This window comes from Streptomyces sp. HUAS 31 (genome assembly GCF_028198125.1).
GTDB lineage: Bacteria > Actinomycetota > Actinomycetes > Streptomycetales > Streptomycetaceae > Streptomyces > Streptomyces chartreusis.
In genome coordinates, this window is record NZ_CP116353.1 from 5,598,671 (window position 1) to 5,622,989 (window position 24,319).

24 protein-coding genes are annotated in these 24,319 nt (G+C 70.3%); 17 read left to right on the top strand and 7 right to left on the bottom strand.

What is annotated here, in order from left to right:
• Nucleotides 1–68: 68 nt before the first annotated feature.
• Entirely contained in the window at nt 69–923 is an 855-nt protein-coding gene (locus tag PGH47_RS25050) for an SDR family oxidoreductase (RefSeq protein WP_271665316.1), read from the bottom strand.
• An 89-nt stretch (nt 924–1,012) separates the two neighbouring features.
• On the opposite strand from PGH47_RS25050, the gene PGH47_RS25055 reads away from it, so the two are divergent.
• The 3 genes from PGH47_RS25055 to PGH47_RS25065 all read left to right on the top strand — a co-directional run bounded on the left by PGH47_RS25055 (nt 1,013) and on the right by PGH47_RS25065 (nt 2,534).
• Nucleotides 1,013–1,420 (top strand): winged helix-turn-helix transcriptional regulator, encoded by a 408-nt coding sequence (locus tag PGH47_RS25055; RefSeq protein ID WP_271665317.1) that lies wholly within the window; start codon nt 1,013–1,015, stop codon nt 1,418–1,420.
• A 229-nt stretch (nt 1,421–1,649) separates the two neighbouring features.
• Nucleotides 1,650–2,216, top strand: a complete 567-nt coding sequence (locus tag PGH47_RS25060; protein WP_271665318.1) for a DUF6082 family protein — start codon at nt 1,650–1,652, stop codon at nt 2,214–2,216.
• 117 nt (nt 2,217–2,333) lie between these two features.
• Nucleotides 2,334–2,534, top strand: a complete 201-nt coding sequence (locus PGH47_RS25065; protein WP_271668144.1) for a hypothetical protein — start codon at nt 2,334–2,336, stop codon at nt 2,532–2,534.
• Nucleotides 2,535–2,587: 53 nt separating this feature from the next.
• On the opposite strand, the gene PGH47_RS25070 is transcribed toward PGH47_RS25065, so the two are convergent.
• The 5 genes from PGH47_RS25070 to PGH47_RS25090 form a co-directional block, all read right to left on the bottom strand.
• Nucleotides 2,588–3,667 carry a 2-oxoacid:ferredoxin oxidoreductase subunit beta gene (locus PGH47_RS25070; protein ID WP_271665319.1) on the bottom strand — a complete coding sequence of 360 codons (1,080 nt, stop codon included), beginning with the start codon at nt 3,665–3,667 and terminating at the stop codon, nt 2,588–2,590.
• Entirely contained in the window at nt 3,660–5,627 is a 1,968-nt protein-coding gene (locus PGH47_RS25075) for a 2-oxoacid:acceptor oxidoreductase subunit alpha (RefSeq protein WP_271665320.1), read from the bottom strand. Before PGH47_RS25075 ends, PGH47_RS25070 begins: the two co-directional genes overlap by 8 nt.
• Before the next feature lie 272 nt (nt 5,628–5,899).
• Nucleotides 5,900–6,559: a response regulator transcription factor gene (locus tag PGH47_RS25080; protein ID WP_280116610.1), complete on the bottom strand. Its 660-nt coding sequence runs from the start codon at nt 6,557–6,559 to the stop codon at nt 5,900–5,902.
• A gap of 436 nt (nt 6,560–6,995) precedes the next feature.
• Complete coding sequence (locus PGH47_RS25085) at nt 6,996–8,360, bottom strand: sensor histidine kinase (RefSeq protein ID WP_271665321.1); 1,365 nt, start codon at nt 8,358–8,360, stop codon at nt 6,996–6,998.
• Nucleotides 8,361–8,481: 121 nt separating this feature from the next.
• Nucleotides 8,482–9,690, bottom strand: coding sequence for a sensor histidine kinase (locus PGH47_RS25090; RefSeq protein WP_271665322.1), 1,209 nt, complete (start codon nt 9,688–9,690; stop codon nt 8,482–8,484).
• A 302-nt stretch (nt 9,691–9,992) separates the two neighbouring features.
• Here PGH47_RS25090 and PGH47_RS25095 point away from each other — a divergent pair, with 302 nt between their 5' ends.
• The 13 genes from PGH47_RS25095 (at nt 9,993) to PGH47_RS25155 (ending at nt 22,376) form a co-directional block, all read left to right on the top strand.
• Nucleotides 9,993–10,415, top strand: coding sequence for an NADH-quinone oxidoreductase subunit A (locus PGH47_RS25095; protein WP_107904177.1), 423 nt, complete (start codon nt 9,993–9,995; stop codon nt 10,413–10,415).
• A complete protein-coding gene (locus PGH47_RS25100) occupies nt 10,406–11,104 on the top strand; it encodes an NADH-quinone oxidoreductase subunit B (protein WP_271665323.1) in 699 nt (232 codons plus the stop codon). The genes PGH47_RS25095 and PGH47_RS25100 overlap by 10 nt, the downstream gene beginning before the upstream one ends.
• Complete coding sequence (locus PGH47_RS25105) at nt 11,101–12,498, top strand: NADH-quinone oxidoreductase subunit C (protein ID WP_271665324.1); 1,398 nt, start codon at nt 11,101–11,103, stop codon at nt 12,496–12,498. The genes PGH47_RS25100 and PGH47_RS25105 overlap by 4 nt, the downstream gene beginning before the upstream one ends.
• A complete protein-coding gene (locus PGH47_RS25110; RefSeq protein ID WP_125529980.1) occupies nt 12,495–13,463 on the top strand; it encodes a complex I subunit 1/NuoH family protein in 969 nt (322 codons plus the stop codon). The genes PGH47_RS25105 and PGH47_RS25110 overlap by 4 nt, the downstream gene beginning before the upstream one ends.
• 2 nt (nt 13,464–13,465) lie before the next feature.
• Nucleotides 13,466–14,017, top strand: a complete 552-nt coding sequence (locus PGH47_RS25115; protein ID WP_271665325.1) for a NuoI/complex I 23 kDa subunit family protein — start codon at nt 13,466–13,468, stop codon at nt 14,015–14,017.
• A complete protein-coding gene (locus tag PGH47_RS25120) occupies nt 14,014–14,634 on the top strand; it encodes an NADH-quinone oxidoreductase subunit J family protein (protein ID WP_107904171.1) in 621 nt (206 codons plus the stop codon). Before PGH47_RS25115 ends, PGH47_RS25120 begins: the two co-directional genes overlap by 4 nt.
• Nucleotides 14,634–15,023 carry an NADH-quinone oxidoreductase subunit NuoK gene (gene nuoK, locus PGH47_RS25125; protein WP_030947598.1) on the top strand — a complete coding sequence of 130 codons (390 nt, stop codon included), beginning with the start codon at nt 14,634–14,636 and terminating at the stop codon, nt 15,021–15,023. The genes PGH47_RS25120 and nuoK overlap by 1 nt, the downstream gene beginning before the upstream one ends.
• A complete protein-coding gene (locus PGH47_RS25130; RefSeq protein ID WP_271665326.1) occupies nt 15,020–17,014 on the top strand; it encodes an NADH-quinone oxidoreductase subunit 5 family protein in 1,995 nt (664 codons plus the stop codon). The genes nuoK and PGH47_RS25130 overlap by 4 nt, the downstream gene beginning before the upstream one ends.
• Before the next feature lie 6 nt (nt 17,015–17,020).
• Nucleotides 17,021–18,595, top strand: coding sequence for a complex I subunit 4 family protein (locus PGH47_RS25135; protein WP_271665327.1), 1,575 nt, complete (start codon nt 17,021–17,023; stop codon nt 18,593–18,595).
• A complete protein-coding gene (locus PGH47_RS25140) occupies nt 18,592–20,115 on the top strand; it encodes an NADH-quinone oxidoreductase subunit N (protein ID WP_271665328.1) in 1,524 nt (507 codons plus the stop codon). The genes PGH47_RS25135 and PGH47_RS25140 overlap by 4 nt, the downstream gene beginning before the upstream one ends.
• 241 nt (nt 20,116–20,356) lie before the next feature.
• Nucleotides 20,357–21,217 (top strand): zinc metalloprotease HtpX, encoded by an 861-nt coding sequence (gene htpX / locus PGH47_RS25145; RefSeq protein WP_030947608.1) that lies wholly within the window; start codon nt 20,357–20,359, stop codon nt 21,215–21,217.
• Nucleotides 21,214–21,609 (top strand): YccF domain-containing protein, encoded by a 396-nt coding sequence (locus tag PGH47_RS25150; RefSeq protein WP_271665329.1) that lies wholly within the window; start codon nt 21,214–21,216, stop codon nt 21,607–21,609. The genes htpX and PGH47_RS25150 overlap by 4 nt, the downstream gene beginning before the upstream one ends.
• Before the next feature lie 200 nt (nt 21,610–21,809).
• The gene (locus PGH47_RS25155) at nt 21,810–22,376 is read left to right on the top strand and encodes an SMI1/KNR4 family protein (RefSeq protein ID WP_271665330.1); all 567 of its coding nucleotides are present in this window, start codon (nt 21,810–21,812) and stop codon (nt 22,374–22,376) included.
• Between the two features lie 188 nt (nt 22,377–22,564).
• Here PGH47_RS25155 and PGH47_RS25160 read toward each other — a convergent pair whose 3' ends face one another.
• Complete coding sequence (locus PGH47_RS25160; protein ID WP_271665331.1) at nt 22,565–23,836, bottom strand: APC family permease; 1,272 nt, start codon at nt 23,834–23,836, stop codon at nt 22,565–22,567.
• A 136-nt stretch (nt 23,837–23,972) separates the two neighbouring features.
• On the opposite strand from PGH47_RS25160, the gene PGH47_RS25165 reads away from it, so the two are divergent.
• Complete coding sequence (locus PGH47_RS25165; RefSeq protein ID WP_030947618.1) at nt 23,973–24,239, top strand: GlsB/YeaQ/YmgE family stress response membrane protein; 267 nt, start codon at nt 23,973–23,975, stop codon at nt 24,237–24,239.
• Nucleotides 24,240–24,319 lie beyond the last annotated feature (80 nt).

The following is a 24,319-nucleotide window of genomic DNA, read 5'->3' on the forward strand; positions in this document are numbered from 1 at the left end:
GGGTCAGGGCGCCCGGGTGCGCTGCGGGGCGTTGCTTCCGCCTGCGAGGGCGCCCGGAAGGGGCCGGGTCAGCCCTTCAGGCCGGCGGCGATCGCCTCGGAGATCGGCGTGGTCGGGCGGCCGGCGAGACGGGACAGGTCGCCGCTGTCGACGACCAGTTCGCCCTTCTGTGCGGAGGCGTCCACGCCGGCGATGATCGCGGCCACGGGCTCCGGCAGCCCGGCGCCGGCCAGGATGCCGGTGAAGACCTCGACGGAGACGGGGTTCTCGGCGATCTCCTTGCCGGTCTGACGGCTCAGTTCGGCGGCGTACTCGGCGAAGCTCCAGGCGACGTCGCCGCCCAGCTCGTACGTCTGGTTCTCGTGCCCCTCGCCGGTCAGTACGGCGACGGCGGCGGCCGCGTAGTCGGCGCGGGAGGCGGAGGAGACGCGGCCGGTGCCGGCGGCGTGGGTGACGGCGCTGTGCTCCAGGACCGGGGCGAGGTTCTCGGTGTAGTTCTCGTGGTACCAGCCGTTGCGCAGCAGCGTGTACGGCAGGCCGGACGCCAGGAGCGCCTTCTCGGTGCCGCGGTGGTCGTCGGCGAGGGCGGCGGTGAGGCTGCCGGGGGCGCTGGTGTAGGCGAGCAGGGCGACGCCGGCGGCCTTGGCGGCGTCGATGACGGCCTTGTGCTGGCCGACGCGGTCGTTGCCGACCTCGCTGCCCGATATGAGCAGCACCTTGTCGCCTGCGGCGAACAGTCCGTCGAAGGTCTCGGGGGCGCTGTAGTCGGCGACGGCGAGCTTCACGCCGCGTTCGGCGAGGTCGGCGGCCTTCTCGGGGGTGCGCACTACGGCGGTCACCTGGTCGGCCGGGACCTTCTCCAGCAGCTGCTCCACGACGTGGCGGCCCAGGTGTCCGGTGGCTCCGGTGACGACGATGCTCATGATCAGAACTCCTTGTGGGGTGCGATGGCACTAACCCTAGGAGGTGCGCTAACTCTGCGAAAGTACCCACTTTGAAGTAAGGTACTGGCATGGCAGTAAGTGACGTGGTGGGCGTGACGGCGAGCAAGTACGACACGGGCGAGCAGATGTGCCCGCACCGGCTGGTGCTGGAGCATGTGACCAGCCGCTGGGGTGTCCTGGTCCTGATCGAGCTGCTCGACCGGCCGTACCGCTTCAGCGAACTGCGCCGGGCGATCGGCCGGGTCAGCGAGAAGATGCTGACCCAGACCCTCCAGACCCTGGAACGCGACGGCCTCGTCCACCGCGACGCCAAGCCGGTGATCCCTCCGCGGGTCGATTACTCCCTCACCGACCTGGGCCGCGAGGCGGCGGAACAGGTGCGGGGGCTTGCGCTGTGGACCGAGGAGCGGATGGGGGAGGTGCAGAAGGCGCGCGAGGTGTACGACGCGCGAAAAGGCGGCTCTGATCAGGGGTGATGTGAATCGCCTGGCCCCGCCGACAGGAATGCGTACGGCGCCTGGGGGCACACATATGTCAGGGCGTTGGTCGACATGCGAGACACATCCTTCCATGCGCCCCCTCTCCGCCTCCCGCGCCGCCGTTGACTGACGGGCAGGCTGGACGCGGAGTGTCACGCCCACCGCGCATACGCCCATGCGTCCGCCCTTCGGTGCGCGGTTACCGGATCCAGGGGGATTGCTTGACATGGCCACACAGACTCCGACCGCGGGAGCCAGCAGGATCGGTTCTGCGGTCGTGGCGGGACGCGGCGTGATGCGAGCGCTTCGCGCACGCGGCCGTCGCCGTCAACGCCAGGAGGAGATTCTTCTGGAGTTGCTCAGGCAGCTCACGTTGATGACCGAAGAGATACACCGGGCAAACCTGATTCAGCAGTACCGGCTCACGGTGGAGCAGATGGATCAGGCGATCGGCGATTCTTCCCTTGCCAGTGCGGGCAGCACGCTGACAGGACTTCCTGAGGGGAAGCGCCGACAGATGATCTTTGCTCACCGGCAGTACGGAAACCTGCTCCTGGCCTACCGCGTCCGTGCGTGCGACTGGGACGAACTCATCGGGCACGTACGAGTTCTCTGCCGTAACGCGGTGTTCGCCGAGTACTGGGATCGCACGGTGGAGCATCGCCGCAGTCTGCCGGCGGATTCCGAGGAGGCGAGGGTCGGTGCGGCAGTCGACATCATCCTGGAAGAACTCGCCGATGACCCGGACGAGTGGTGGATCGTGGGGCCGTCCTCGGGGGAGCCGCAGCCCTGAATCGATCTTGGAGTACCTTGACCGGACCCTGTCCGGTCATGGCTAGAAGAGGCTCCATTGCTGCCCCGCGAATTCTCTGAGCTCACCGTCGTCCGCCGCATCGGAGATCCACCCAAAATGCGGGGCAGTCAAACGATGGAAACCTGTCCGGACATCTTCGAACTGAGTGACGGCAACTTCGCCGTCATGGGTACCGACGCCACCCAAGACCTGGACGCCCTCCTCCCGCCGGGCGTAACCCGTGCCGACGGCGAGCGCATCGTCGTCATCACGCGCGAGACGCTTCTGCGCGCCAAGCGGGACATCCCCGACGCCTGACGCGAAAGGCCTGGGCTTCGTAGTGCGCCCAGGCCTTCACATGCCTGTCGGCCTCAGCCGACGACCGTCCAGGTGTCCCCACCCGCCAGCAACTGCCCCAGATCCCCCTTGCCGTTCTGCTCGATCGCCGAGTCCAGTTGGTCGGCCATCTGGGTGTCGTAGACCGGCCGTTCCACCGAGCGGAACACGCCGATCGGGGTGTGGTGGAGGGTGTCCGGGTCGGCCAGACGGGACAGGGCGAAGGCTGTGGTCGGGGACGCGGCGTGGGCGTCGTGGATCACGATCTGCGACTCGTTCTCCGGGGTGACGTTGACGACCCTCAGGTCGCCGGTCTGCGCGTCGCGGACCACACCGCGAGCGAGGTCCGTGCCGAAGCGGATCGGCTGCCCGTGTTCGAGGCGGATCACCGCTTCCTCGGCCTGCTGATTGTCCTTCAGGACCTCGAACGCACCGTCGTTGAAGATGTTGCAGTTCTGGTAGATCTCGATCAGCGCCGTGCCCTTGTGGGCAGCGGCCTCCCGCAGTACCTGGGTGAGGTGCTTGCGGTCGGAGTCGACCGTGCGGGCCACGAAGGACGCCTCCGCGCCGATCGCGAGGGACACCGGGTTGAAGGGCGCGTCCAGCGAACCCATCGGCGTCGACTTGGTGATCTTGCCGACCTCGGAGGTCGGGGAGTACTGGCCCTTCGTCAGACCGTAGATCCGGTTGTTGAACAGCAGGATCTTGAGGTTGACGTTGCGGCGCAGGGCGTGGATCAGGTGGTTGCCGCCGATCGACAGCGCGTCGCCGTCACCCGTGACCACCCACACCGACAGATCCCGGCGCGATGTGGCAAGGCCCGTCGCGATGGCGGGAGCGCGCCCGTGGATGGAGTGCATCCCGTACGTGTTCATGTAGTAGGGGAAGCGCGACGAACAGCCGATACCCGAGACGAAGACGATGTTTTCCTTGGCCAGACCCAGCTCCGGCATGAAGCCCTGGACCGCCGCGAGGATCGCGTAGTCACCGCAGCCGGGGCACCAGCGCACTTCCTGGTCGGACTTGAAGTCCTTCATGGACTGGCGTGCCTCGGCCTTGGGAATGAGCGAGAGTGCCTCGATCGTGCCCGTGCCTTCCGTGGACGTCTCAGGCATCGATGGCCTCCTTGAGAGCCTTGGCGAGCTGTTCCGCCTTGAACGGCATGCCGTTGACCTGGTTGTACGAGTGGGCGTCCACCAGGTACTTCGCCCGGATCAGGGTGGCGAGCTGACCGAGGTTCATCTCGGGGATCACCACCTTCTCGTAACGTCCGAGTACCGCGCCCAGGTTGCGCGGGAACGGGTTCAGATGGCGTAGATGCGCCTGTGCGATCGACTCACCCGCGGTGCGCAGACGGCGTACGGCTGCGGTGATCGGGCCGTACGTCGACCCCCAGCCCAGCACCAGCGTCTTCGCCTCGTTGGGGCCTCCCCTGCTCGAACGAAGCTGAGAGCTTGGGGAAGGGTCGTCGACCTCCAGGTCCGGCACCTCGATGCCGTCGATCTTGGCCTGGCGGGTGCGGACCATGAAGTCGTGGTTGGCCGGCGCGTAGGAGATGTTGCCCGTGCCGTCTTCCTTCTCGATGCCGCCGATGCGGTGCTCCAAGCCCGGCGTGCCCGGGATGGCCCACGGCCGGGCGAGGGTCTGCGGATCGCGCTTGTACGGCCAGAAGACCTCGCTGCCGTCGTCCAGCGTGTGGTTGGGACCCTGTGCGAACTGCACGGTCAGATCCGGCAGTTCGTCCGTCTCCGGGATCCGCCACGGCTCGGAGCCGTTGGCCAGATAGCCGTCCGAAAGGAGCATCACCGGCGTGCGGTACGTCAGCGCGATCCGCGCCGCCTCCAGCGCCGCGTCGAAGCAGTCGGCCGGGGTGCACGGGGCGATCACCGGGACCGGCGCCTCGCCGTTGCGCCCGAACATCGCCTGCAGCAGGTCCGCCTGCTCGGTCTTGGTCGGCAGGCCGGTCGACGGCCCGCCCCGCTGGATGTCGATCACCAGCAGCGGCAACTCCAGGGACACCGCGAGGCCGATGGTCTCCGACTTCAGCGCCACACCCGGGCCGGACGTCGTCGTCACCGCCAGCGAGCCGCCGAAGGCCGCTCCCAGCGCCGCGCCGATTCCCGCGATCTCGTCCTCGGCCTGGAAGGTCCGTACGCCGAAGTTCTTGTGCCGGCTCAGCTCGTGCAGGATGTCCGAGGCCGGCGTGATCGGGTACGAGCCCAGGTACAGCGGCAGATCCGCCTGCCGGGACGCGGCGATCAGCCCGTAGGACAGGGCCAGGTTCCCGGAGATGTTCCGATAGGTGCCGACCGGGAAGGCAGTCGTCGCCGGGGCGATCTCGTAGGAGACGGCGAAGTCCTCGGTCGTCTCGCCGAAGTTCCAGCCCGCGCGGAAAGCGGTGATGTTGGCCGCCGCGATGTCGGGCTTCTTGGCGAACTTCGACTTCAGGAACTTCTCGGTGCCCTCGGTCGGACGGTGGTACATCCAGCTCAGCAGGCCCAGCGCGAACATGTTCTTGCTGCGCTCGGCCTCCTTGCGCGTGAGGTCGAACTCCTTCAGCGCCTCGACCGTCAGGGTCGTCAGCGGCACCGGGTGGAGGCTGTACCCGTCGAGGGAACCGTCCTCCAGCGGCGAGGTGGCGTAGCCCACCTTCTGCATCGCCCGTTTGGTGAACTCGTCGGTGTTGACGATGATCTCCGCGCCGCGCGGCACATCGCCGATGTTGGCCTTCAGGGCCGCCGGGTTCATCGCCACCAGCACGTTCGGCGCGTCGCCCGGAGTCAGGATGTCGTGGTCGGCGAAATGCAGCTGGAAGGAGGACACACCCGGCAGGGTTCCGGCGGGGGCACGGATCTCGGCGGGGAAGTTCGGCAGCGTCGACAGGTCGTTCCCGAAGGACGCCGTTTCCGAGGTGAAGCGGTCGCCGGTGAGCTGCATACCGTCGCCCGAGTCCCCCGCGAATCGAATGATGACTCGGTCCAGCCGGCGGACGTCCTTCGTCCCTGCCGGTTTGCGCTGCTCTCCCACGACGGCTTCGTCGGCCTGCTCCGATGGGCTACTGACCTGGCTGGTCACTGAACTGGACCTCCTTCGAGGCGGCTGTCTGGGCTGGCCTTCCCGCAAGCCTTCCCAGGATCAACCCTACGTCCGCAAAGGTCGCCCTCCCTGGGCCATTCGCATGACGGACAAGGAATTGAGCCGGTTTGCCACCCTGACTTGTCATGATTTCCGCGCCCCCGGCGCTGCTTTTGAAGACGCTCCCTGTTGTTTGTTCGGTTGCCGCGCTCGCGTCCGTCCGGTGGACGCCGCGGAGCGGTCACCCACTTGACTGACACGGGGTCGGTCCATCAGGAGTTCAGGTAGGTGAGGACCGCGAGCACGCGCCGGTGGTCCCCGTCGCTCTGGGACAGCCCGAGCTTGAGGAAGATGTTGCTGACGTGCTTCTCGACGGCGCCGTCACTCACCACCAGCTGCCGGGCGATGGCCGAGTTCGTCCGCCCCTCGGCCATCAGCCCCAGGACCTCCCGCTCCCGTGGGGTGAGTCCCGCGAGCACGTCCTGCTTGCGGCTGCGGCCCAGCAGCTGGGCGACGACCTCCGGGTCGAGCGCCGTACCGCCCTGGGCGACCCGCACCACCGCGTCCACGAACTCCCTGACCTCGGCCACGCGGTCCTTCAGCAGATAGCCGACCCCGCGGCTGGAACCGGCCAGCAGCTCCGTGGCGTACCGCTCCTCCACGTACTGCGACAGGACGAGTACCCCGAGACCGGGGTGTGCCTTGCGCAGCAGCACGGCCGCCCGCACTCCCTCGTCGGTGTGCGTCGGCGGCATCCGTACGTCCGCGACCACCACGTCCGGCAGCTCGCCCTGGCCGTCCAGCTCGGTGATGGTCTTGACCAGGGCTTCGCCGTCTCCGACCCCCGCCACGACCTCGTGCCCACGGTCGGTCAACAGCCGGGTCAGCCCCTCCCTGAGCAGCACCGAATCCTCGGCGATGACCACCCGCACCCTGTCCTCCACGATCCTCGGCCCCCCGAGCCTTGGCGTTCGGCCGAGCGTGCCCCGGCCCTGTCGTCCTTCGCGACCTCAGTATCCCGCGATCGGCTCTTCCGTACCGGGCCTGTGGATAACCTTCCCGACGCAGTTCGGATCGCGTGGGCACAAAGGGGGCGACTTCGGGGCGCGTGCTCAGGGAGTGCTTGCAAACAAACGAAAAGCCGGCAAAAGGAAAGCCGGTAAACGGAGGCCCGTCGACCGGAAAGCCGGACCCCGGAACTCCGCAGACTGGAACTCCGCCGACCGGAACCCCGGGAAACGGAAATCCGGCACACGGAAATCCGGCCCCGAACCAACCGGAGCCGGATCCCGCCTCACCGGGCGCGCGGTCGAATGACACGCGCCGAACGACACAGGCACGCCGCGAACGACAGCGGCACGCCCCGACCTACACGGTCCGCCACGGCAGCTCCGCCGTGACCCGGGTCGGCCCCCCGACCGGCGAGTCCACGACCAGGATCCCGTCCACCGCGTCCAGCCGTTCGGCCAGTCCCGACAGGCCCGAGCCGCCGGACGTCGCCGCGCCGCCTATCCCGTTGTCCACGACCTGCAGCATCAGCCGGTTCTCCACCCGCCACACATCCACGGCCGCCCATGTGGCCCGCGAGTGCTTGCTGATGTTCTGGAGCAGCTCCGACACCGTGAAGTACGCGATCCCCTCGATCGCCGGAACCGGCCGCTCCGTCAGGTCGACCTGGACCTCCACCGGCACCGTGCACCGCGAGGCCACCGCCGACAGGGCCGCGTCCAGACCGCGGTCGGTCAGGACCGCCGGATGGATGCCGCGGGCCAGATCGCGCAGCTCCTGGAGCGCCGTCTTCACCTCGCCGTGCGCCTCGTCGACCATCCGAGCTGCGGCCTGCGGGTCCTCCGACAGCTTCTCCTTCGCCAGGCCCAGATCCATGGCCAGGGCCACCAGCCGGGCCTGCGCTCCGTCGTGCAGGTCGCGCTCGATGCGCCGCAGGTCGGCAGCGGCCGTATCGACGACGACCCCGCGGTCGGACTCCAGCTCCACCACGCGCGTGGCCAGCTTCGACGGCCCGAGCAGACCGTGCACCATCAGCCGGTCCACCGTCGTCAGGGCCCGCACGATCCAGGGCGTGGCCAGCGTGAACAGCAGGCCCACCAGCGCGGTGACGGTGATCTCGAAGGGGTTGTCGAGGTAGAAGCTGTGCGTCTCGTCGCCGTAGATCTGAAGCCCGTCCTGGCCGGCCCACATCGGGAAGACCCAGAACCACAGCGGGTACGTCAGCAGCGCCCAGCCGTACACCCACACGTTCAGGGCGACGACGAACGAGAACACCGCCCACGGGAAGTGCAGCACCGCGTACAGCAGGGCCCGCCACGACGTCCCGCTCTTCAGTACGGCGCCCATCCACGCCATGAAGCCGCGCCGGCGCATCCGCAGCGGCTCCGGGTCGGCCACCTCCAGGTCGAGCAGGGCACGCGCGCGTACCCGCTCCAGCGCCCCGAAGCCGCGGCAGCCCGCCAGGCCCGCCGCCAGCACCGGGATGCCGAGGAACGTCACCAGCAGGCCCGCGCCCAGCGACACCATCGTGATGGCGTACACGAACAGCAGGATGCTGATCGGCAGGCTCAGCAGCACGTACCCGAACTCGCGCCAGCTGCGTGGCTCGAACGGCGCCCGCAGCCCGGCCGGCAGCCGGTGCCGTCGCCCGCCGTCGTGCTCGGGAAGGCCGTGCTCGTGGAGAGCGAGCCCGTGCCCGTAACCCTGTCCGTACTCCGTGGCCATCGGCTCGTCCGTTCTCCTCGTCCCGTAGCCCCCGCGGGGCTGTGCCGTCGTACCTCCACCCTCCTGGGCCGCAGGTCCTCGCGACATGGAGGCCGTCGGCGTCTTGAACGGGGGGTTTTCCCTACCTCTGCCCGGGGGTGCGGTCCCGCCAGGGCAGCTCCGCCGTCACGGTCGTGGGGCCGCCGCGCGGCGAGTCGATCACGAACAGTCCGTCCACCGCGTCCAGCCGGTCGGCGAGCCCGCGCATACCGGTGCCGCCGTCCAGGCTCGCGCCGCCGCGACCGTCGTCCCGCACCTGGATGAGCAGCCGGTCGTCCGACCGCCACACATCGACCGACGCCGACTTCGCCGCACTGTGCTTGCTGACGTTCTGAAGCAGCTCGGAGACCGTGAAATAGGCGATGCCCTCGATCGCCGCGACCGGTCTGGCGAGCAGGTCGACGGTCACCTTCACCGGCACCGTGCAGCGCGAGGACACAGCCGACAGGGCGGCGTCCAGACCGCGGTCGGTCAGGACGGCCGGATGGATGCCGCGGGCCAGATCGCGCAGTTCCTGGAGCGCGAGCTTCACCTCGCCGTGCGCCTCCTCGACCATCGAGGCCGCGGTGTCCGGGTCCTCCAGAAGCTTCTCCTTGGCCAGGCCCAGCCCCATGGCGAGGTTGACCAGCCGGGCCTGCGCGCCGTCGTGCAGATCGCGCTCGATGCGCCGCAGATCGGCGGCCGCCGTGTCCACGACGACCCCCCGGTCCGACTCCAGCTCGGCGATACGGCGTTCCAGCTCGTCGGAGGGCGACAGCAGGCCGCGGACCATCGCGCGGTCCGCGTTCGTCAGGCCCCGCGCGATGAACGGCAGCACCGGCCACAGCACGAACAGCGAGGTCAGCGCGATGACGAAGGTGAGGATGCCCCAGGGCAGGCGGATGAAGTCGTACAGGATCGTGCGCCAGCCGACCGGGTCCTTCAGCGCCTGCCACAACTGCGGGAAGAAGCCGTCCCGGCCACCGCGCAACGGCAGCGGGCTCGGCTCGGCCACGTCGACGTTCAGCAGCGCACGCGCGCGTGCCCGCTCCATCTTGCCCAGCTGCCGGGCGCCCACCAGGCCCGCCGCGAGCAGCGGGAAGCCGATCACCGTCAGCGTCAGCATGGCGCCGGTGAACAGCACCACCGCGACATAGGTGAAGCCGAGCAGGGCCAGCGGAAGGTTCGCCAGGAGGTGCGCGATCTCCTTCCAGGTCTGCCGGTCGTAGGCGAAACGGGCCGGCGGCAGCGGCTGCTGCTCGCGTTCGGGCCGCCCGGAGGCGTCCCTGACAGGGCTGGGGCGTTCGGTCATATGGGCTAGCGTGCCGCGCGCCGGGCCGCCGCGCCATGGAGCGGGCCGCCGCGATCCCGGGGGGAAAACCCCACCCCGGGCCCGACCGCGCGCAGCGGTCGCGAACCGCGCGGTGTCGCGTCGCGCGTCTCGACGAGATCTCAACGCGTGACGGGCTGCTTACGGTCTCTTTAGCAGGGCCTAGACTCCCGTGCGTACAGATCGTCGAACAGTGGTGTTCACGAGATCACATATCGCAGGACACTGGTCCCAGGGCCCGTTCCTGGGGCATCGGTCACGAGGTCAGGGAGCGAGGGGCGGACGTGTCGGATCAGACCGTCGTCGTCGCGGCGGATGCGCACAACGTCGTCGTCTCGGCGGACTACTTCCAGTCCTACTCGGTGGTCGGGCTGCTCGCCGTCATCGGCGTGCTGTTCGTCGCCGTCGCGTTCGGGGCCGGCCGCCTGCTGCGCCCCGTGGTCCCCACACCCGAGAAGCTCATGACGTACGAGTGCGGCGTCGACCCCGTCGGCGAGGGCTGGGCACACACCCAGGTCCGCTACTACGTCTACGCCTTCCTGTACGTGATCTTCGCCATCGACTCGATCTTCCTGTTCCCCTGGGCGACGGTCTTCGCCGACCCGGGCTACGGCGCGACCACCCTCGTCGAGATGTTCGTCTTCCTCGGCTTCCTCGCCGTGGGCCTGCTCTACGCATACAAGAAGGGCGTCCTGGCATGGACGTGACGCCAGAAGTGAATTCGCCGGAGCGCGCGGAAACGAACTCGCCCGAGCCCGTACTGCTCCCGGAGCCGAAGCGGCTGGGCGCGCTGGCCCGCCTCGCACCCGAGCCGATGAAGGTGATCCTCAACTGGGGACGCCGCTACTCCCTCTGGGTCTTCAACTTCGGCCTCGCCTGCTGCGCGATCGAGTTCATCGCCGCTTCGATGGCCCGCCACGACTTCATCCGCCTCGGCGTGATCCCGTTCGCGCCGGGCCCGCGCCAGGCCGACCTGATGGTCGTCTCCGGCACGGTGACGGACAAGATGGCCCCGGCCGTCAAGCGTCTGTACGAGCAGATGCCCGAGCCGAAGTACGTCATCTCCTTCGGAGCCTGCTCGAACTGCGGCGGCCCGTACTGGGACTCCTACTCCGTCACCAAGGGCGTCGACCAGATCATCCCCGTCGACGTCTACGTCCCCGGCTGCCCGCCGCGTCCCGAGGCGCTGCTCCAGGGGATCCTCAAGCTCCAGGAGAAGATCGCGCGCGAGTCGCTGGGGGAGCGCTACGGCCACGGCTCGGCGCGACCGTCGGCGGCGGCGCTGCAGAGCGGGTTGGTGCGCGGGCCGCAGGCGCTGGGTGCCGACGGGGCGGGTGCCTCCGGTACTGATGCCTCCGGTACCGGCGCCTCCGACGCGGGGGAGGCCGCCCGATGACGACGACCGGCTGGCTGCCCGCCCCTGTCGAGGACCTGTTCGGCCCCGAGGCCACGGCCGAGGAGTCGTACGAGGTCCTGACGGTCGACGTACCCCCGGCCTCCTGGCTCGCCGCACTGGAGGCGGCCCGCGACCGGCTGGGCTGCACCTATTTCGACTGGCTGAGCGCCGTCGACGAACCCGGCACCGGGTTCCGCGTCGCCGCCCATGTCGCGGCCCTGTCCCCGGTACGGCGCCTGCTGGTCCGTACGACCGTCCCGCACGAGGCGCCGACACTGCCCACGGCGGTGGGCGTGTACGCGGGCGCGGCCTGGCACGAGCGCGAGACGCACGAGATGTTCGGCGTGGACTTCACCGACCACCCCGCCCTGGACCACCTGCTCCTCCCCGAGAACTTCGAGGGCCACCCCCTCCGCAAGGACTTCGTCCTCGCCGCCCGCGTCGCCAAGGCCTGGCCCGGCGCCAAGGAACCCGGCGAGTCCGAACACGGTGGCCCCAAGCGACGCCAGATGCTCCCACCGGGCGTCCCCGACCCGAACGAATGGGGCCCCCTGAAGGGCCAACTCCCCCCTGCCCCGGCCCGCCCGGCCCGAGGCGCCGCCCGCGCCGCGGGGGAGCGGCCGGCCCGCGCGCCCGGGGAGCGCCCGGCGCGGGCAGCGGGCGAACGACCGGTGCGTCGTGCTCGTACGGCGGCCGAGGGTTCGGCGAGTCAGGCGGTGCCGGAGGCCGGGGCCGTGCCGGAGGCCGGGGCGGCGGAGGGTGCCGCGCAGACGGAGGGTGTCGCGCCGGCGTCTGCGCCCGCGCGTCGTGCTCGTACGGCGGCCGAGGGATCGGCGAGCCAGGCGGTGCCGGAGGCCGGGGCGGCGGAGGGTGCCGCGTCGGCGTCTGCGCCTGCGCCCGCGCGTCGTGCTCGTACGGCGGCCGAGGGATCGGCGAGCCAGGCGGCATCGGCCGCCGGAGCGCCCGAGGGCACCGCCGCCCCGTCCGGCCCTCGCCGCTCGCGCAGCGCCTCGCAGGGGTCGGCGAGCCAGAGGACCACGCCGGAGGCCGCGGCACCTGAAACGACGACCGCTCCCGACCAGCCGGCGCCCGAACCTGCCGAATCCGGTGCCCCTGCAGCAGCTGACTCGGCGCCCGATACGGCCGCCTCCGAGGCGGCGACCCCCAAGGCGCCCCGCAGCTCGGACGCCCCGTGGCACCACGCGCGGCCGGCCTTCGACGAGCCGGAGCCCGAGCGCCCGTCCGAGCCTGAGCCGCAAGCGCAGTCCAAGCCTGATCCGCAAGCGCAGCCGGAGTCCGAGCCTGATCCGCAATCGGACCCGGCAGACAGCAAGGACTCCGCAGACCGCACGGACTCCGCTGACCGCAACGACTCCGCAGGAGGCCCGCAGTGAACGACGCGCTCGACGTCACCCTGCGACTCCTGATCGTGTTCGTCGTCTTCCTCACGTTCCCGCTGATCATCGGTCAGACCGAGCACAAGGTGATGGCCCACATGCAGGGCCGCCTCGGCCCGATGTACGCCGGTGGCTTCCACGGCTGGGCCCAGCTCGTCGCCGACGGCGTGAAGTTCGCGCAGAAGGAGGACGTCGTCCCGGCCGGCGCGGACCGCCGTATCTTCCAGCTCGCGCCCGCCGTGGCGCTGCTCCCTTATCTACTCGTCCTCCTCGCCATCCCCATCGGCCCGAGCGAGGGCGCGGTCGGCGAGGTCATCGACGCGGGCATCTTCTTCGTCCTCGCAGTGATGGGCGTCGGCGTCCTCGGCTCGCTGATGGCCGGCTGGGCCTCCGCCAACAAGTTCTCCCTCCTCGGCGGCCTGCGCACCGCGGCCCAGCTCCTCGCCTACGAACTCCCGATGCTGCTCACCGCCGCCTCCGTGGCGATGGCCGCCGGCACCGTCTCCCTCCCCGGCATCCTCGACGCCTTCGAGTGGTGGTGGCTGCCCTGGCAGATCGTCGGCGCGATCGTCTTCTTCGTCGCCGGCCTCGCCGAACTCCAGCGCCCGCCCTTCGACATGCCGGTCGCCGACTCGGAGATCATCTTCGGCGCATACACCGAGTACACCGGCCTGCGCTTCGCCCTCTTCCTCCTCGCCGAGTACGCCGGAATCGTCGTCCTGTGCGGCCTGACCACCGTCCTCTTCCTGGGCGGCTGGCACGGCCCCTGGGGCGCCGACGGGCTCGGCTGGGTCTGGACCCTGCTCAAGACGGCCGTCCTCGCCTTCATCGTGATCTGGCTCCGCGTCACCTACCCCCGACTGCGCGAGGACCAGCTCCAGAAGCTCTCCTGGACCCTCCTGGTCCCCCTCTCCCTCGCCCAGATCGCCCTCACCGGCGTCGTCAAGGTGGTGATCCGGTAACCATGGCCCCCATTCCCGGCTCTGGGCTCGCCAAAGGCCTGGCCGTCACCCTGCGCACGATGACGAAGAAGTCCGTCACCGCGCAGTACCCGGACACCCAGCCCGACCTCCCGCCCCGCACGCGCGGCGTGATCGGCCTGTTCGAGGAGAACTGCACGGTCTGCATGCTGTGCGCCCGAGAGTGCCCGGACTGGTGCATCTACATCGACTCCCACAAGGAGACCGTCCCGGCCGCTGCTCCGGGTGGCCGCGAGCGCAGCCGCAACGTCCTGGACCGCTTCGCCATCGACTTCTCCCTGTGCATGTACTGCGGTATCTGCATCGAGGTCTGTCCTTTCGACGCCCTGTTCTGGTCCCCGGAGTTCGAGTACGCCGAGACCGACATCCGCGAACTCACCCACGAGCGAGACAAGCTCCGCGAGTGGATGTGGACCGTCCCGGCCCCGCCCGCCCTGGACCCCGCGGCCGAGGAGCCCAAGGAGATCGCCGCCGCCCGCAAGACCGCCGAGAAGCTGGCGGCCGCCCAGGCACAGCCGCAGGAGGGAGAGTCGTGAGCCTTGCCGCAGCCGCCGCGACGGCACACGCCTCGACCACCACCGCCGCCGAAGCACACGGCTTCCTCTCGCCGACCGGCGTCGAGATCACCTTCCTCCTCGTCGGCCTGGTCACCTTCGGCGCCGCCCTGGTCACCGTCACCACCCGGCAGCTGGTGCACGCCGCCCTGTGGCTGGTCGTCGCCCTCGGCGGCCTCGCCGTCGAGTACCTCCTGCTCACCGCCGAGTTCATCGCCTGGGTGCAGGTACTCATCTACGTCGGCTCGGTCGTCGTCCTCCTTCTGTTCGGTCTGATGCTCACCAGGGCCCCCATCGGCCGCTCCCCGGACGCCGACTCCGGCAACCGCTGGGCCGCCCTCACCGTGGCCGTCGTCGCCGCGGCCACCCTGATCTGGGTGGTCGTCGACGCCTTCCGCACGACCTGGATCGACCTCGACGGCCCCGCCGCCGGCTCCACCCGGACCACCGGCGAGAGCCTCTTCCAGAACTGGGTCCTCCCCTTCGAGGCCCTCTCCGTCCTCCTCCTCGCCGCCCTGGTCGGCGCGATCGTCCTGTCCCGCAAGGCGAAGGAGACCGCCCCCGAGCCCGGTGCCCCGAGCGAGAAGGAGCCGCGCTGATGCATCTCGCCTATCCCGCCGTACTCTCCGCCCTCCTCTTCTGCACCGGCCTGTACGGCGTCCTCGCCCGCCGCAACGCGATCCTGGTGCTGATGTCGGTCGAGCTGATGCTCAACGCCGTCAACCTCAACCTGGTCGCCTTCGACGTCTGGCTCAGCCGAGCCGCCGAGGAGACACTGCACTCCGGACAGGCCCTGACCCTGTTCACCATCACCATCGCCGCCGCCGAGATCGGCATCGGCCTGGCGATCGTGCTCGCCGTCCACCGCAACCGCGGCACCTCGGACATCGACAAGCTCCGCGACACCGCCGAAGGCCACGAGCCCGACGGCCCCGACCACGACGCCCTCACCGCCGGGCAGGCCGAGAAGGCTGAGGCCACCGCGTGACCACGACCACCCTCGCCGTACTCGTCCCCCTCCTTCCCTTCCTCGGCGCCGCGGCCGGCCTGCTCCTCGGCCGCACGGCCCCCGGCTTCGTCCGCCCCCTCGCCGTCCTGCCGCCGCTCGCGTCGCTCGTGCTCGCCATCGTCGTCGCCGTGCGCCAGGGCGGCGGCCAGGCGATCAACTCCGCCACCGAACTCACGCCCACCGGCTCGGTGCCGATCGAACTCGCCCTGCACATCGACGGCTTCGCCGCCCTGGTCGCCGTGCTCGTCGGCGTCGTCGCCACCTGCGTGCAGATCTACTCGACCGGCTACCTGCGCGACGACCCGCGCTATCCCTCCTACGCCGCGCTCGTCTCCCTGTTCACCTCCGCGATGCTGCTCGTCGTCTACTCCGGCGACCTGATGGTGCTGCTGGTCGGCTGGGAGATCATGGGCATCTGCTCGTACTTCCTGGTCGGCCACTACTGGGAGACCCCGGAGGCTCGCGCCGCCTCCATCAAGGCCTTCCTGGTGACCAAGCTCGGCGACGTCCCCTTCCTCATCGGCCTGTTCGCGCTGGCCACCGACGCCGGGTCCTTCCGCATCACCACGATCCTCGACACCGTCGCGGACGGCGGACTCGACAACCCGACCCTGGTCGCCCTGCTGCTGCTCGCGGGCGTGGCCGGCAAGTCGGCGCAGTTCCCGCTGCACACCTGGCTCCCCGACGCGATGGCGGGCCCGACGCCCGTCTCCGCGCTGATCCACGCCGCGACGATGGTCGCCGCCGGTGTCTACTTCGTCGCCCGTCTCCTCCCGGTGTTCGAGGCCTCCCAGGCCGCGATGATCGTCCTCGCCGCGATGGCCGCGATCACGATGATCGGCTCCGGTCTCGCCGCGCTCGCCCAGGACGACATCAAGCGCGTCCTCGCCTACTCGACGATCGGTCAGCTCGGCTACATGACCGGCGCCCTGGCCGTCGCCGACCGCGGTGCCGCCGTCTTCCACCTCCTGTCGCACGGCGCCTTCAAGGCGCTGCTGTTCCTCGCCGCCGGCGTGATCATCCACGCCTCCGGCACCAACTCGCTGGCCGCCATGTCCCGCATGAGCCACCTGCGCGACCGCGTCCCGGACGCCTTCTGGACGATGACCGTGGCGCTCCTCGCGCTCGCCGCGATCCCGCCGTTCAGCGGCTTCTTCTCCAAGGAGTCCGTCCTCGGCGCCGCCGAGCACGTCGTCACCGGCCACACCGAGCACGCGCCCGCCGCCACGGGCTGGCTCGTCCTCGTCTCCGGCCTGGTCACGGCCCTGCTCACCGCCGCGTACGCGATGCGCCTGTGGCTGCTGGCGTTCAACGGCCGCGGTGCCGAGGCCCCCGACCACGGCAGGCAGCCGCTGACGATGACCGTCGTGCTGTGGGTGCTCGCCGTGCCGTCCCTCGCCGTCGGCGCGTTCGCCTACCGCGTGCTGCCCGACTGGTTCGACGGCCGCGACCTCACCCCGACCCTCACCACCTCCGTCCTCGGCACGGGTGTGGCTCTCGTCGGCGGCATCGTCACGTACGCGGCCTGGCGGCACACCACCTCGGTCGCGGCCCGCTTCCCGCTGGGCGCGGTCGCCGCCCACCCGGAGGGCGACGCCGGACTCGTCGAGGCCGAGGCCATCGCCAGCCACGCGCCCGTGTACGGGGGAGTGGCCTACGCACCGGACCCGGCGGACCCCGGGCGGCTGCTGCTCGGCCCCCTGCACCGGCACGCGGCCGTCGGCTTCCACCTCGACGTCGTCTACCAGGCGCTGTTCGTCCGCCCGGTCCAGGCCGGCGCGAGTCTCGTCAGGTTCCTGGACCGCGAGGTCGTCGACACCTACGTACGCGGCGCGGGCGCCCTACCCCGCTGGCTCGGCATCGCCGTACGGCGCGCCCAGACCGGCAATGTGCAGACCTATGTGAGCGCGCTGCTCGCCGGCACCGTCGTCCTCGCGGTCGCCGCCGTCCTCGTCGCCACGGGAGCGTGAGCAGGCGTGATCGATATCAACGAGTCCGTGATGCAGTTCCTTCTGGCGTTCGTCGTCGTCGGCCCGCTTCTGGGCGCGGCCGCCGCTCTCCTGCCCGCCCCGCCCGGGCTGAAGGGGAAGTCGCCCGAGCAGGCCGTGCTCCGGCACGGGGTCACCGTCACCGGCGCGGTCCTCATCGCGGCGATCGTCCTGGCGCTCGGCTTCGACCACGACCAGCCGTCGAAGATGCAGGCCAGCACGGACATCGGCTGGATCCCCGCACTCGACGTACGTATCCACCTCGGCGTCGACGGCATTTCCCTCCCCCTCGTGGTCCTGACCGCGCTGCTGACCTTCCTCTGCGCGCTCTACTCCTACTTCAAGATGCCCGCGGGCCCGACCCCGAAGGCATTCGTCGCACTCGTGCTCGTCCTGGAGTCCGGCACCCTCGCCACCTTCGCCGTCCTCGACCTGCTCCTGTTCTTCCTCGCCTTCGAGATGGTCCTCGTCCCGATGTACTTCCTCATCGCCCGCTGGGGCGGCGAGGGCAGGACCGCGGCCGCCTGGAAGTTCATCCTCTACACGCTGCTCGGCTCCGTGGTCATGCTGCTCGGCCTGCTCCTGATCGGAATCAAGGCGGGCACATTCGACATGGTGGCACTCGCCACTGACAACGGCCGGTCGCTGACCACATCCGTGCAGGTCATCGCCGTTCTGTCGATCGGGATCGGGCTCGCCGTCAAGACCCCGATGTGGCCGCTGCACAGCTGGCTGCCCGACGCCCACACCGCCGCCCCGACCGTCGGCTCGGTCCTGCTGGCCGGCGTACTGCTGAAGATGGGTACGTACGGGTTCGTCCGCATTCTGCTGCCGATCACCCCGGACGGCTTCGCCGACTTCGCGCCCTATCTCGCCGCCTTCGCGGTCGTCGGGATCATCTACGGATCGCTGGCCTGCCTCGCCCTCGCCAAGCAGGGCGCGAAGGGCGATCTGAAGCGCCTCATCGCCTACTCCTCCGTCGGCCACATGGGCTTCGTCCTGCTCGGCATCGCCACGATGACCCCGACCGGCGTGAACGGCGCCCTGTTCGCCAACATCGCCCACGGCCTCATCACCGGCCTGCTGTTCTTCCTGGTCGGAGCCCTCAAGGACCGTACGGGCACCACCGACCTCGACGCCCTTGCCGAGCAGACCGGCGCCGCGCTGTACGGCAAGGCCCCGCGCCTCGGCGGCCTGCTCGCCTTCGCCGCGGTCGCCTCGCTCGGGCTGCCCGGACTCGCCGGGTTCTGGGGCGAGATGCTCGCGCTGTTCGGCGCGTTCGAGCCCGCCCCCGAACTCAGCCGCCCGGCCTTCCTCACCTTCATGGCGATCGGCGCCTTCGGCACCCTGCTCACCGCCGCGTACCTGCTCGTCGTGGTCCGCCGCGTCTGCATGGGCGCCGCGCCGCAGGACGCCCCGAAGCTCGCCGACGTCCAGAGCTACGAGTTCGCGGCCTGGACCCCGCTCGTCGCCCTCACCGTCGTCGCCGGACTGTGGCCGAAGACCCTTCTCGGCCTGACCGACCCGGCCGTGCAGCAGCTCCTCTCAGGAGGCACCCGATGAGCTCCCTGGCCCAGCCACTGGCCGCGAACCTCGTCCAGTCCGTCGACTGGCTCGCGATCGCGCCGCCCACCCTCGCGGCGGTCGTCGCACTCGTGGTGCTCGTCGCCGACCTGTTCATGGCGGAGAACAAGAAGGCGCTGCTCGGCTGGACGTCCGTGGCGGGCCTCGCCGCCTCCGCGCTTCTGCTGCTGCCCCTCCTGGAGGGCGACCGCTCCACCTTCTGCCTGGCCGGCGACGCCGAACTGTGCAGCTACACCGCCGACCGCTTCACCGTCGTCATCCAGTTCCTGGTCCTCGGCGGCGCTCTTCTCGCGGCCCTGCTGTCGGTCACGGCACTGAAGGACGCCAACAAGGGCCTCCCCGAAGGGGAGTTCTGGTTCCTGCTGCTCTCCTCCGCCGCCGGAGCCGCCCTGCTGCCCGCCTCCCGGGACCTCGCGACCCTCATCGTCGCCCTGGAAGTCGCCTCACTGCCCGCCTTCGCCCTTGTCGGCCTGCGCCACGGCGACCGCAAGTCCTCCGAAGCGGCACTGAAGTTCTTCCTGTCCTCGGTCACCGCGACCGCGGTCAGCCTCATGGGCATCAGCTTCGTGTACGCCTCCACGGGCACCCTCTACCTGACGCAGATCGCCGACCGCGTCCAGAACGTCGACGGCCAACTGGAGACCCTCACGCAGACCGGAGTCGTCCTCACCCTGGTCGGCTTCGCCTTCAAGACGGCGGCCGTGCCCTTCCACTTCTGGGTGCCGGACACCTACGTAGGGGCGCCGCTGCCGATCGCCGCCTACCTGTCGGTCGTCGGCAAGGCGGTCGGCTTCACCGGCCTGATCCTCATCACCGTCATCGCCCTGCCGTCGTACGCCGACGTATGGGGCCCAGCCCTCGCGGCGCTCGCCGCGCTCACCATGACCGTCGGCAACGTCGGCGCCCTGCGACAGCAGGCCACGCGCGCGTACAGCGCGGTACGCCTGCTCGCCTGGTCCTCCGTCGGACAGGCCGGCTACCTCCTGGTGCCGATCGCCGCCGCCGCGTACTCCGACGACGCAGAGCGCTCCATCGGCTCCACCGTCGCCTACGCCCTCATGTACGCCGCCGTGAACCTCGGCGCCTTCGCGGTGGCCGCACTCGTCGGCCGCACGAAGACCCTCAACCGCATCAGCGACTACCGCGGCCTGTACGCGCGCAACCCGATCTCCGCCCTGATCCTGGCGTTCTTCCTGCTGTGCCTCGCCGGACTGCCGCCGGGCATCATCGGCCTCTTCGCCAAGGTCACCGTCTTCTCGGCCGCCGTCGACGCGGGGCTCGGCTGGCTCGCCGTGGTCATGGCCTTCAACGTCGTCATCGCGCTGTTCTACTACCTCCAGTGGACGGCACTGCTGTTCCGCGCCCCCGAGGGCGAGCCCGTCCGGTACCTCGCCCCCGCGCCGGTCACGGCCGCGATGGCGCTCACCGGGGTCGTCGGCATCGCCCTTTCCGGAGCGCCCCAGCTGATCCTGCGGTTCACCGACACCGGGCTCTTCTGAACCCTGGGGCGGAGCCCCGGGGAGCGTTCCGTACGCGCGCGTGGAACAACCCGCCCTCCACGCGCGCGGGCGCGTTCACCCGTCCGGCCCACGCCCGCCGCCGCACGGGCAAGGGAACCCGGGGCCTTCGCCTGGCGTTGACCAGTACAGAAGGGTCCACTGGACGTGACATCACGGCACCAGTGGCATCGGAGATCGACCAGCAAAGGGTTCCCCTGCCGCACCACTTGGAGGGCGTACCGTGCACCGCCGGCACAACGGGCTCAGGACCGCAGTCCTCCTCGGGGGACTGTCCGCAATCATCATCGTCATCGGCAGCTTCTTCGGCCGCATGGGGCTCGTCATCGCGGTGGTCATCGCGCTGGGCACGAACGCCTACGCGTACTGGAACAGCGACAAACTGGCGCTACGCGCGATGCGCGCCCGCCCGGTCAGCGAGTTCGAGGCTCCCGGGCTGTACCGCATGGTCCGCGACCTCTCCACCCAGGCCCGCCAGCCGATGCCGCGCCTGTACATCTCACCGACGGAGGCCCCGAACGCGTTCGCGACGGGCCGCAACCCGCGCAACGCCGCCGTGTGCTGCACCGAGGGAATCCTGCGCATCCTCGACGAGCGGGAACTGCGCGGTGTCATCGGCCACGAGTTGAGCCACGTCTACAACCGCGACATCCTGATCTCATCGGTCGCCGGGGCACTCGCGTCGGTGATCATGTTCCTGGTCAATTTCGCGTGGCTGATCCCGATCGGCCGCTCCGATGACGACGACGGCCCCGGCATCCTCGGCCTGCTGCTGATCATGATCCTCGGGCCGCTCGCCGCCTCGCTCATCCAGCTGGCGATCAGCCGCTCCCGGGAGTACGAGGCCGACGCGTCCGGCGCCCAGCTCACCGGCGACCCCCTCGCCCTCGCCAGCGCGCTGCGCAAGCTCGACGCCGGCACGAAGCAGCTTCCGCTGCCGCCCGAGCCGCGTATCGAGACCGCCAGTCACATGATGATCGCCAACCCGTTCCGCCCAGGTCAGGGGTTCTCCAAGATGTTCTCCACCCACCCGCCCATGGCGGACCGTATCGCCCGTCTCGAGAGGATGGCTGGTCCTCGGTGAATACCATCCTGAACGTCATCTGGCTCGTCCTGAGCGGCTTCTGGCTGTTCCTCGGCTACCTGGCCGCCGGCCTGCTGCTGTGCATCACCATCATCGGCATCCCCTTCGGCATCGCCGCCTTCCGCATCGGCGTCTACGCCCTGTGGCCCTTCGGGTACACGACGATCGAGCGTCACGACGCCGGAGCCCCCTCCTGCGTCGGCAACGTCCTGTGGCTGGTCCTTGCGGGCTGGTGGCTCGCCCTGGGCCACATCGTCACCGGCCTGCTGCTGTGCGTCACGATCATCGGCATCCCGTTCGGCATCGCCAACTTCAAGCTGATCCCGGTGTCGCTGTTCCCGCTGGGCCGCGAAATCGTCCCGACCGACAGGCCGTTCGCTTCGGGTTGGTAGGACGAGCGGCCGAGCCAGTCGACGGGGCCGTGCAGGCCGAGCGCGACGACCGTGCAGCCCGAGCGGGACGACCGGGCGGGACGACCGCGACGACGGGCGAGGAGCCGCGCCGGACGTACGTGACAGCCGAGGGTTTTCCACAACCCGTCGGTTGTCCACAGGCCGGCTCCGATGTCAGTGGCGGCTTGCATCATGAACGCATGACCGAGAACGAGCAGTTGCTGACGAGGGTGGCGGACAAGGCCCGCAACACCCGACCGTGGGGCTGGACTTCGCTGCCCGAGCCCGTGGACGCGGCCACCATGGCCCGTGCCGAGGCCGCCCTCGGCTTCCGCCTGCCGCCGCTGCTCGCCGACCTCTACCTTCGGATAGGAGACGGCGGATTCGGCCCGGAGTACGGCCTGTTGCCCCTGCTCGACAGCCCTCCGGCCGGCGAGCCCGCCGCCGTCACGCAGTACCTCGCCAACCGCGAGCACGCCCGCAAGGACCCGGACTGGCCCTGGCCCGAGGGCGTCCTGCCGATATCCCACTGGGGCTGCGCGATGTACGCCTGCGTCGACTGCCGCGGCCCCGAGCCCACCGTCCTGCTCTTCGAACCGAATGCCGACGACGCGGACCACGCCTGGTACGTGGACGCCCCGAGCCTCGCCCACTGGCTGCGCGCCTGGATCGACGGCACGGGCTGGTACGAGGAGATGAACGAGGAGCTTGAGATGACCCCTTGGGCCGACTTCCGCATACGCACGACGGCGACACCGGAGCCCTGACCGGCCCCGCTCCGCGATTTGCTCCCACCTGCAACTCGGTGCGCTCCCGGCCATCCTTTCGCCGCGACGCCCCGTCGGCCGTCGGCCAGCGCCCGCGCGCGCCCGCATACGCACGGCGGCGACACCCACGCCCTGACCGCCACGCCCCGCGACTCGCTCTCGGCGCGACCGCATCGCCATGCCGCCGGCTAGCGCCCCCGCGCCCCCGCCCGACCCGCCACCCACCGCCGTACGCCATACGCGGCCACGCCCACGGCCAGCACCCCTGCACCGACGGCCACGGAGACCCCCGGAAGGGAGAAGGCCAGCACCACACAGCCGAGGAGCCCCACCGCGGGGACGACGTGTGCGGCCGGCGCGGAGCCGAGAGTCCAGGCCGACGCGTTGGCCACCGCGTAGTACGCCAGCACTCCGAAGGAGGAGAACCCGATCGCGCCCCGCACGTCCACCGTGGCGGCCAGGACCGCAACCACCGCGCCCACGGCCAGTTCGGCCCGGTGGGGGACCTGGAACCGCGGATGCACGACCGCCAGGACGCCCGGCAGATGCCGGTCACGGGCCATCGCCAGCGTCGTCCGTGAGACGCCCAGGATCAGGGCGAGCAGCGAGCCGAGCGCGGCGACGGCGGCACCCACCCGTACCACCGGCGCAAGCCCCGGCACCCCGGCCGCCCGAACCGCGTCGGCCAGCGGCGCGCTCGCCTGTCCGAGGCCCTCCGACCCCAGCACAGAGAGGACAGCCACCGACACACACGCGTACACCACCAGCGCGATGCCCAGGGCCAGCGGAATCGCCCGGGGGATGGTCCGCGCGGGGTCCCGTACCTCCTCGCCCAGGGTCGCGATCCGCGCGTACCCGGCGAAGGCGAAGAACAGCAGTCCCGCTGCCTGAAGCACCCCGCCGACGCCCTCCGAGGTCCCGATGTCCAGGCGCCCGGCATCGGACTGCCCGGACCCCAGACACACGACCACCACACAGGCGAGGACAGCGAGGACCACCGCCACGATCGCCCTGGTCAGCCAGGCGGACTTCTGGACGCCGCCGTAGTTCACCGCGGTCAGCGCCACCACGGCCGCGACCGCCGCCGCGTGCGCCTGCTCCGGCCAGACGTAGGCGCCCACGGTGAGTGCCATCGCCGCACAGGAGGCCGTCTTGCCGACCACGAACGACCAGCCCGCGAGATACCCCCAGAACGGCCCGAGCCGCTCCCGCCCGTACACGTACGTTCCGCCCGAGGCGGGATACAGGGCGGCCAGCCGCGCCGACGACGTGGCGTTGCAGTAGGCGACCACGGCCGCGACCGCCAGTCCGAGCAGCAGTCCGGTACCGGCCGCGCGTGCTGCGGGCGCCAGCGCGGCGAAGATCCCTGCCCCGATCATCGAGCCGAGCCCGATCATCACGGCGTCCCCGACGCCCAGGGTGCGCCGCAGCTCGGGGGAGGCGGAGCCGGACTGTGTCATGGCCGGAACCCTACTGATCGCTGCAACCGAGGGGTGCTCCCGTGACGTCCTGCTCATCAACAGAGCACGAACAAGCGCGCCCGAGATCACAGTGCCGGAAAAGTGCAGGCACAGCGCGGAGGGGCAGGTTCAAGGCATGACGATCATCAGCTGGATCATTCTGGGGCTGTTGGCCGGGGCCATCGCCAAGTTCCTGCTGCCGGGCCGCGACCCGGGCGGCTTCATCGGCACGACGCTCATCGGCGTCGCGGGCGCGTTCATCGGCGGCTGGATCTCGTCCCGCTGGCTGGACCACCCGATCACCAAGGACTTCTACGACGGCGCGACATGGGCCTCGGCGATCGGCGGTTCCCTCGTGCTCCTGATCGCCTACCGCATCCTGTTCGGCCATTCCCGCAGCTGACCGGGGTCAGCCGCAGAGCGACACCTCCGCACCGCAGCCAGCAGGCGAGAAAGGGTGGGCACCCACAGCGGAGTGCCCAC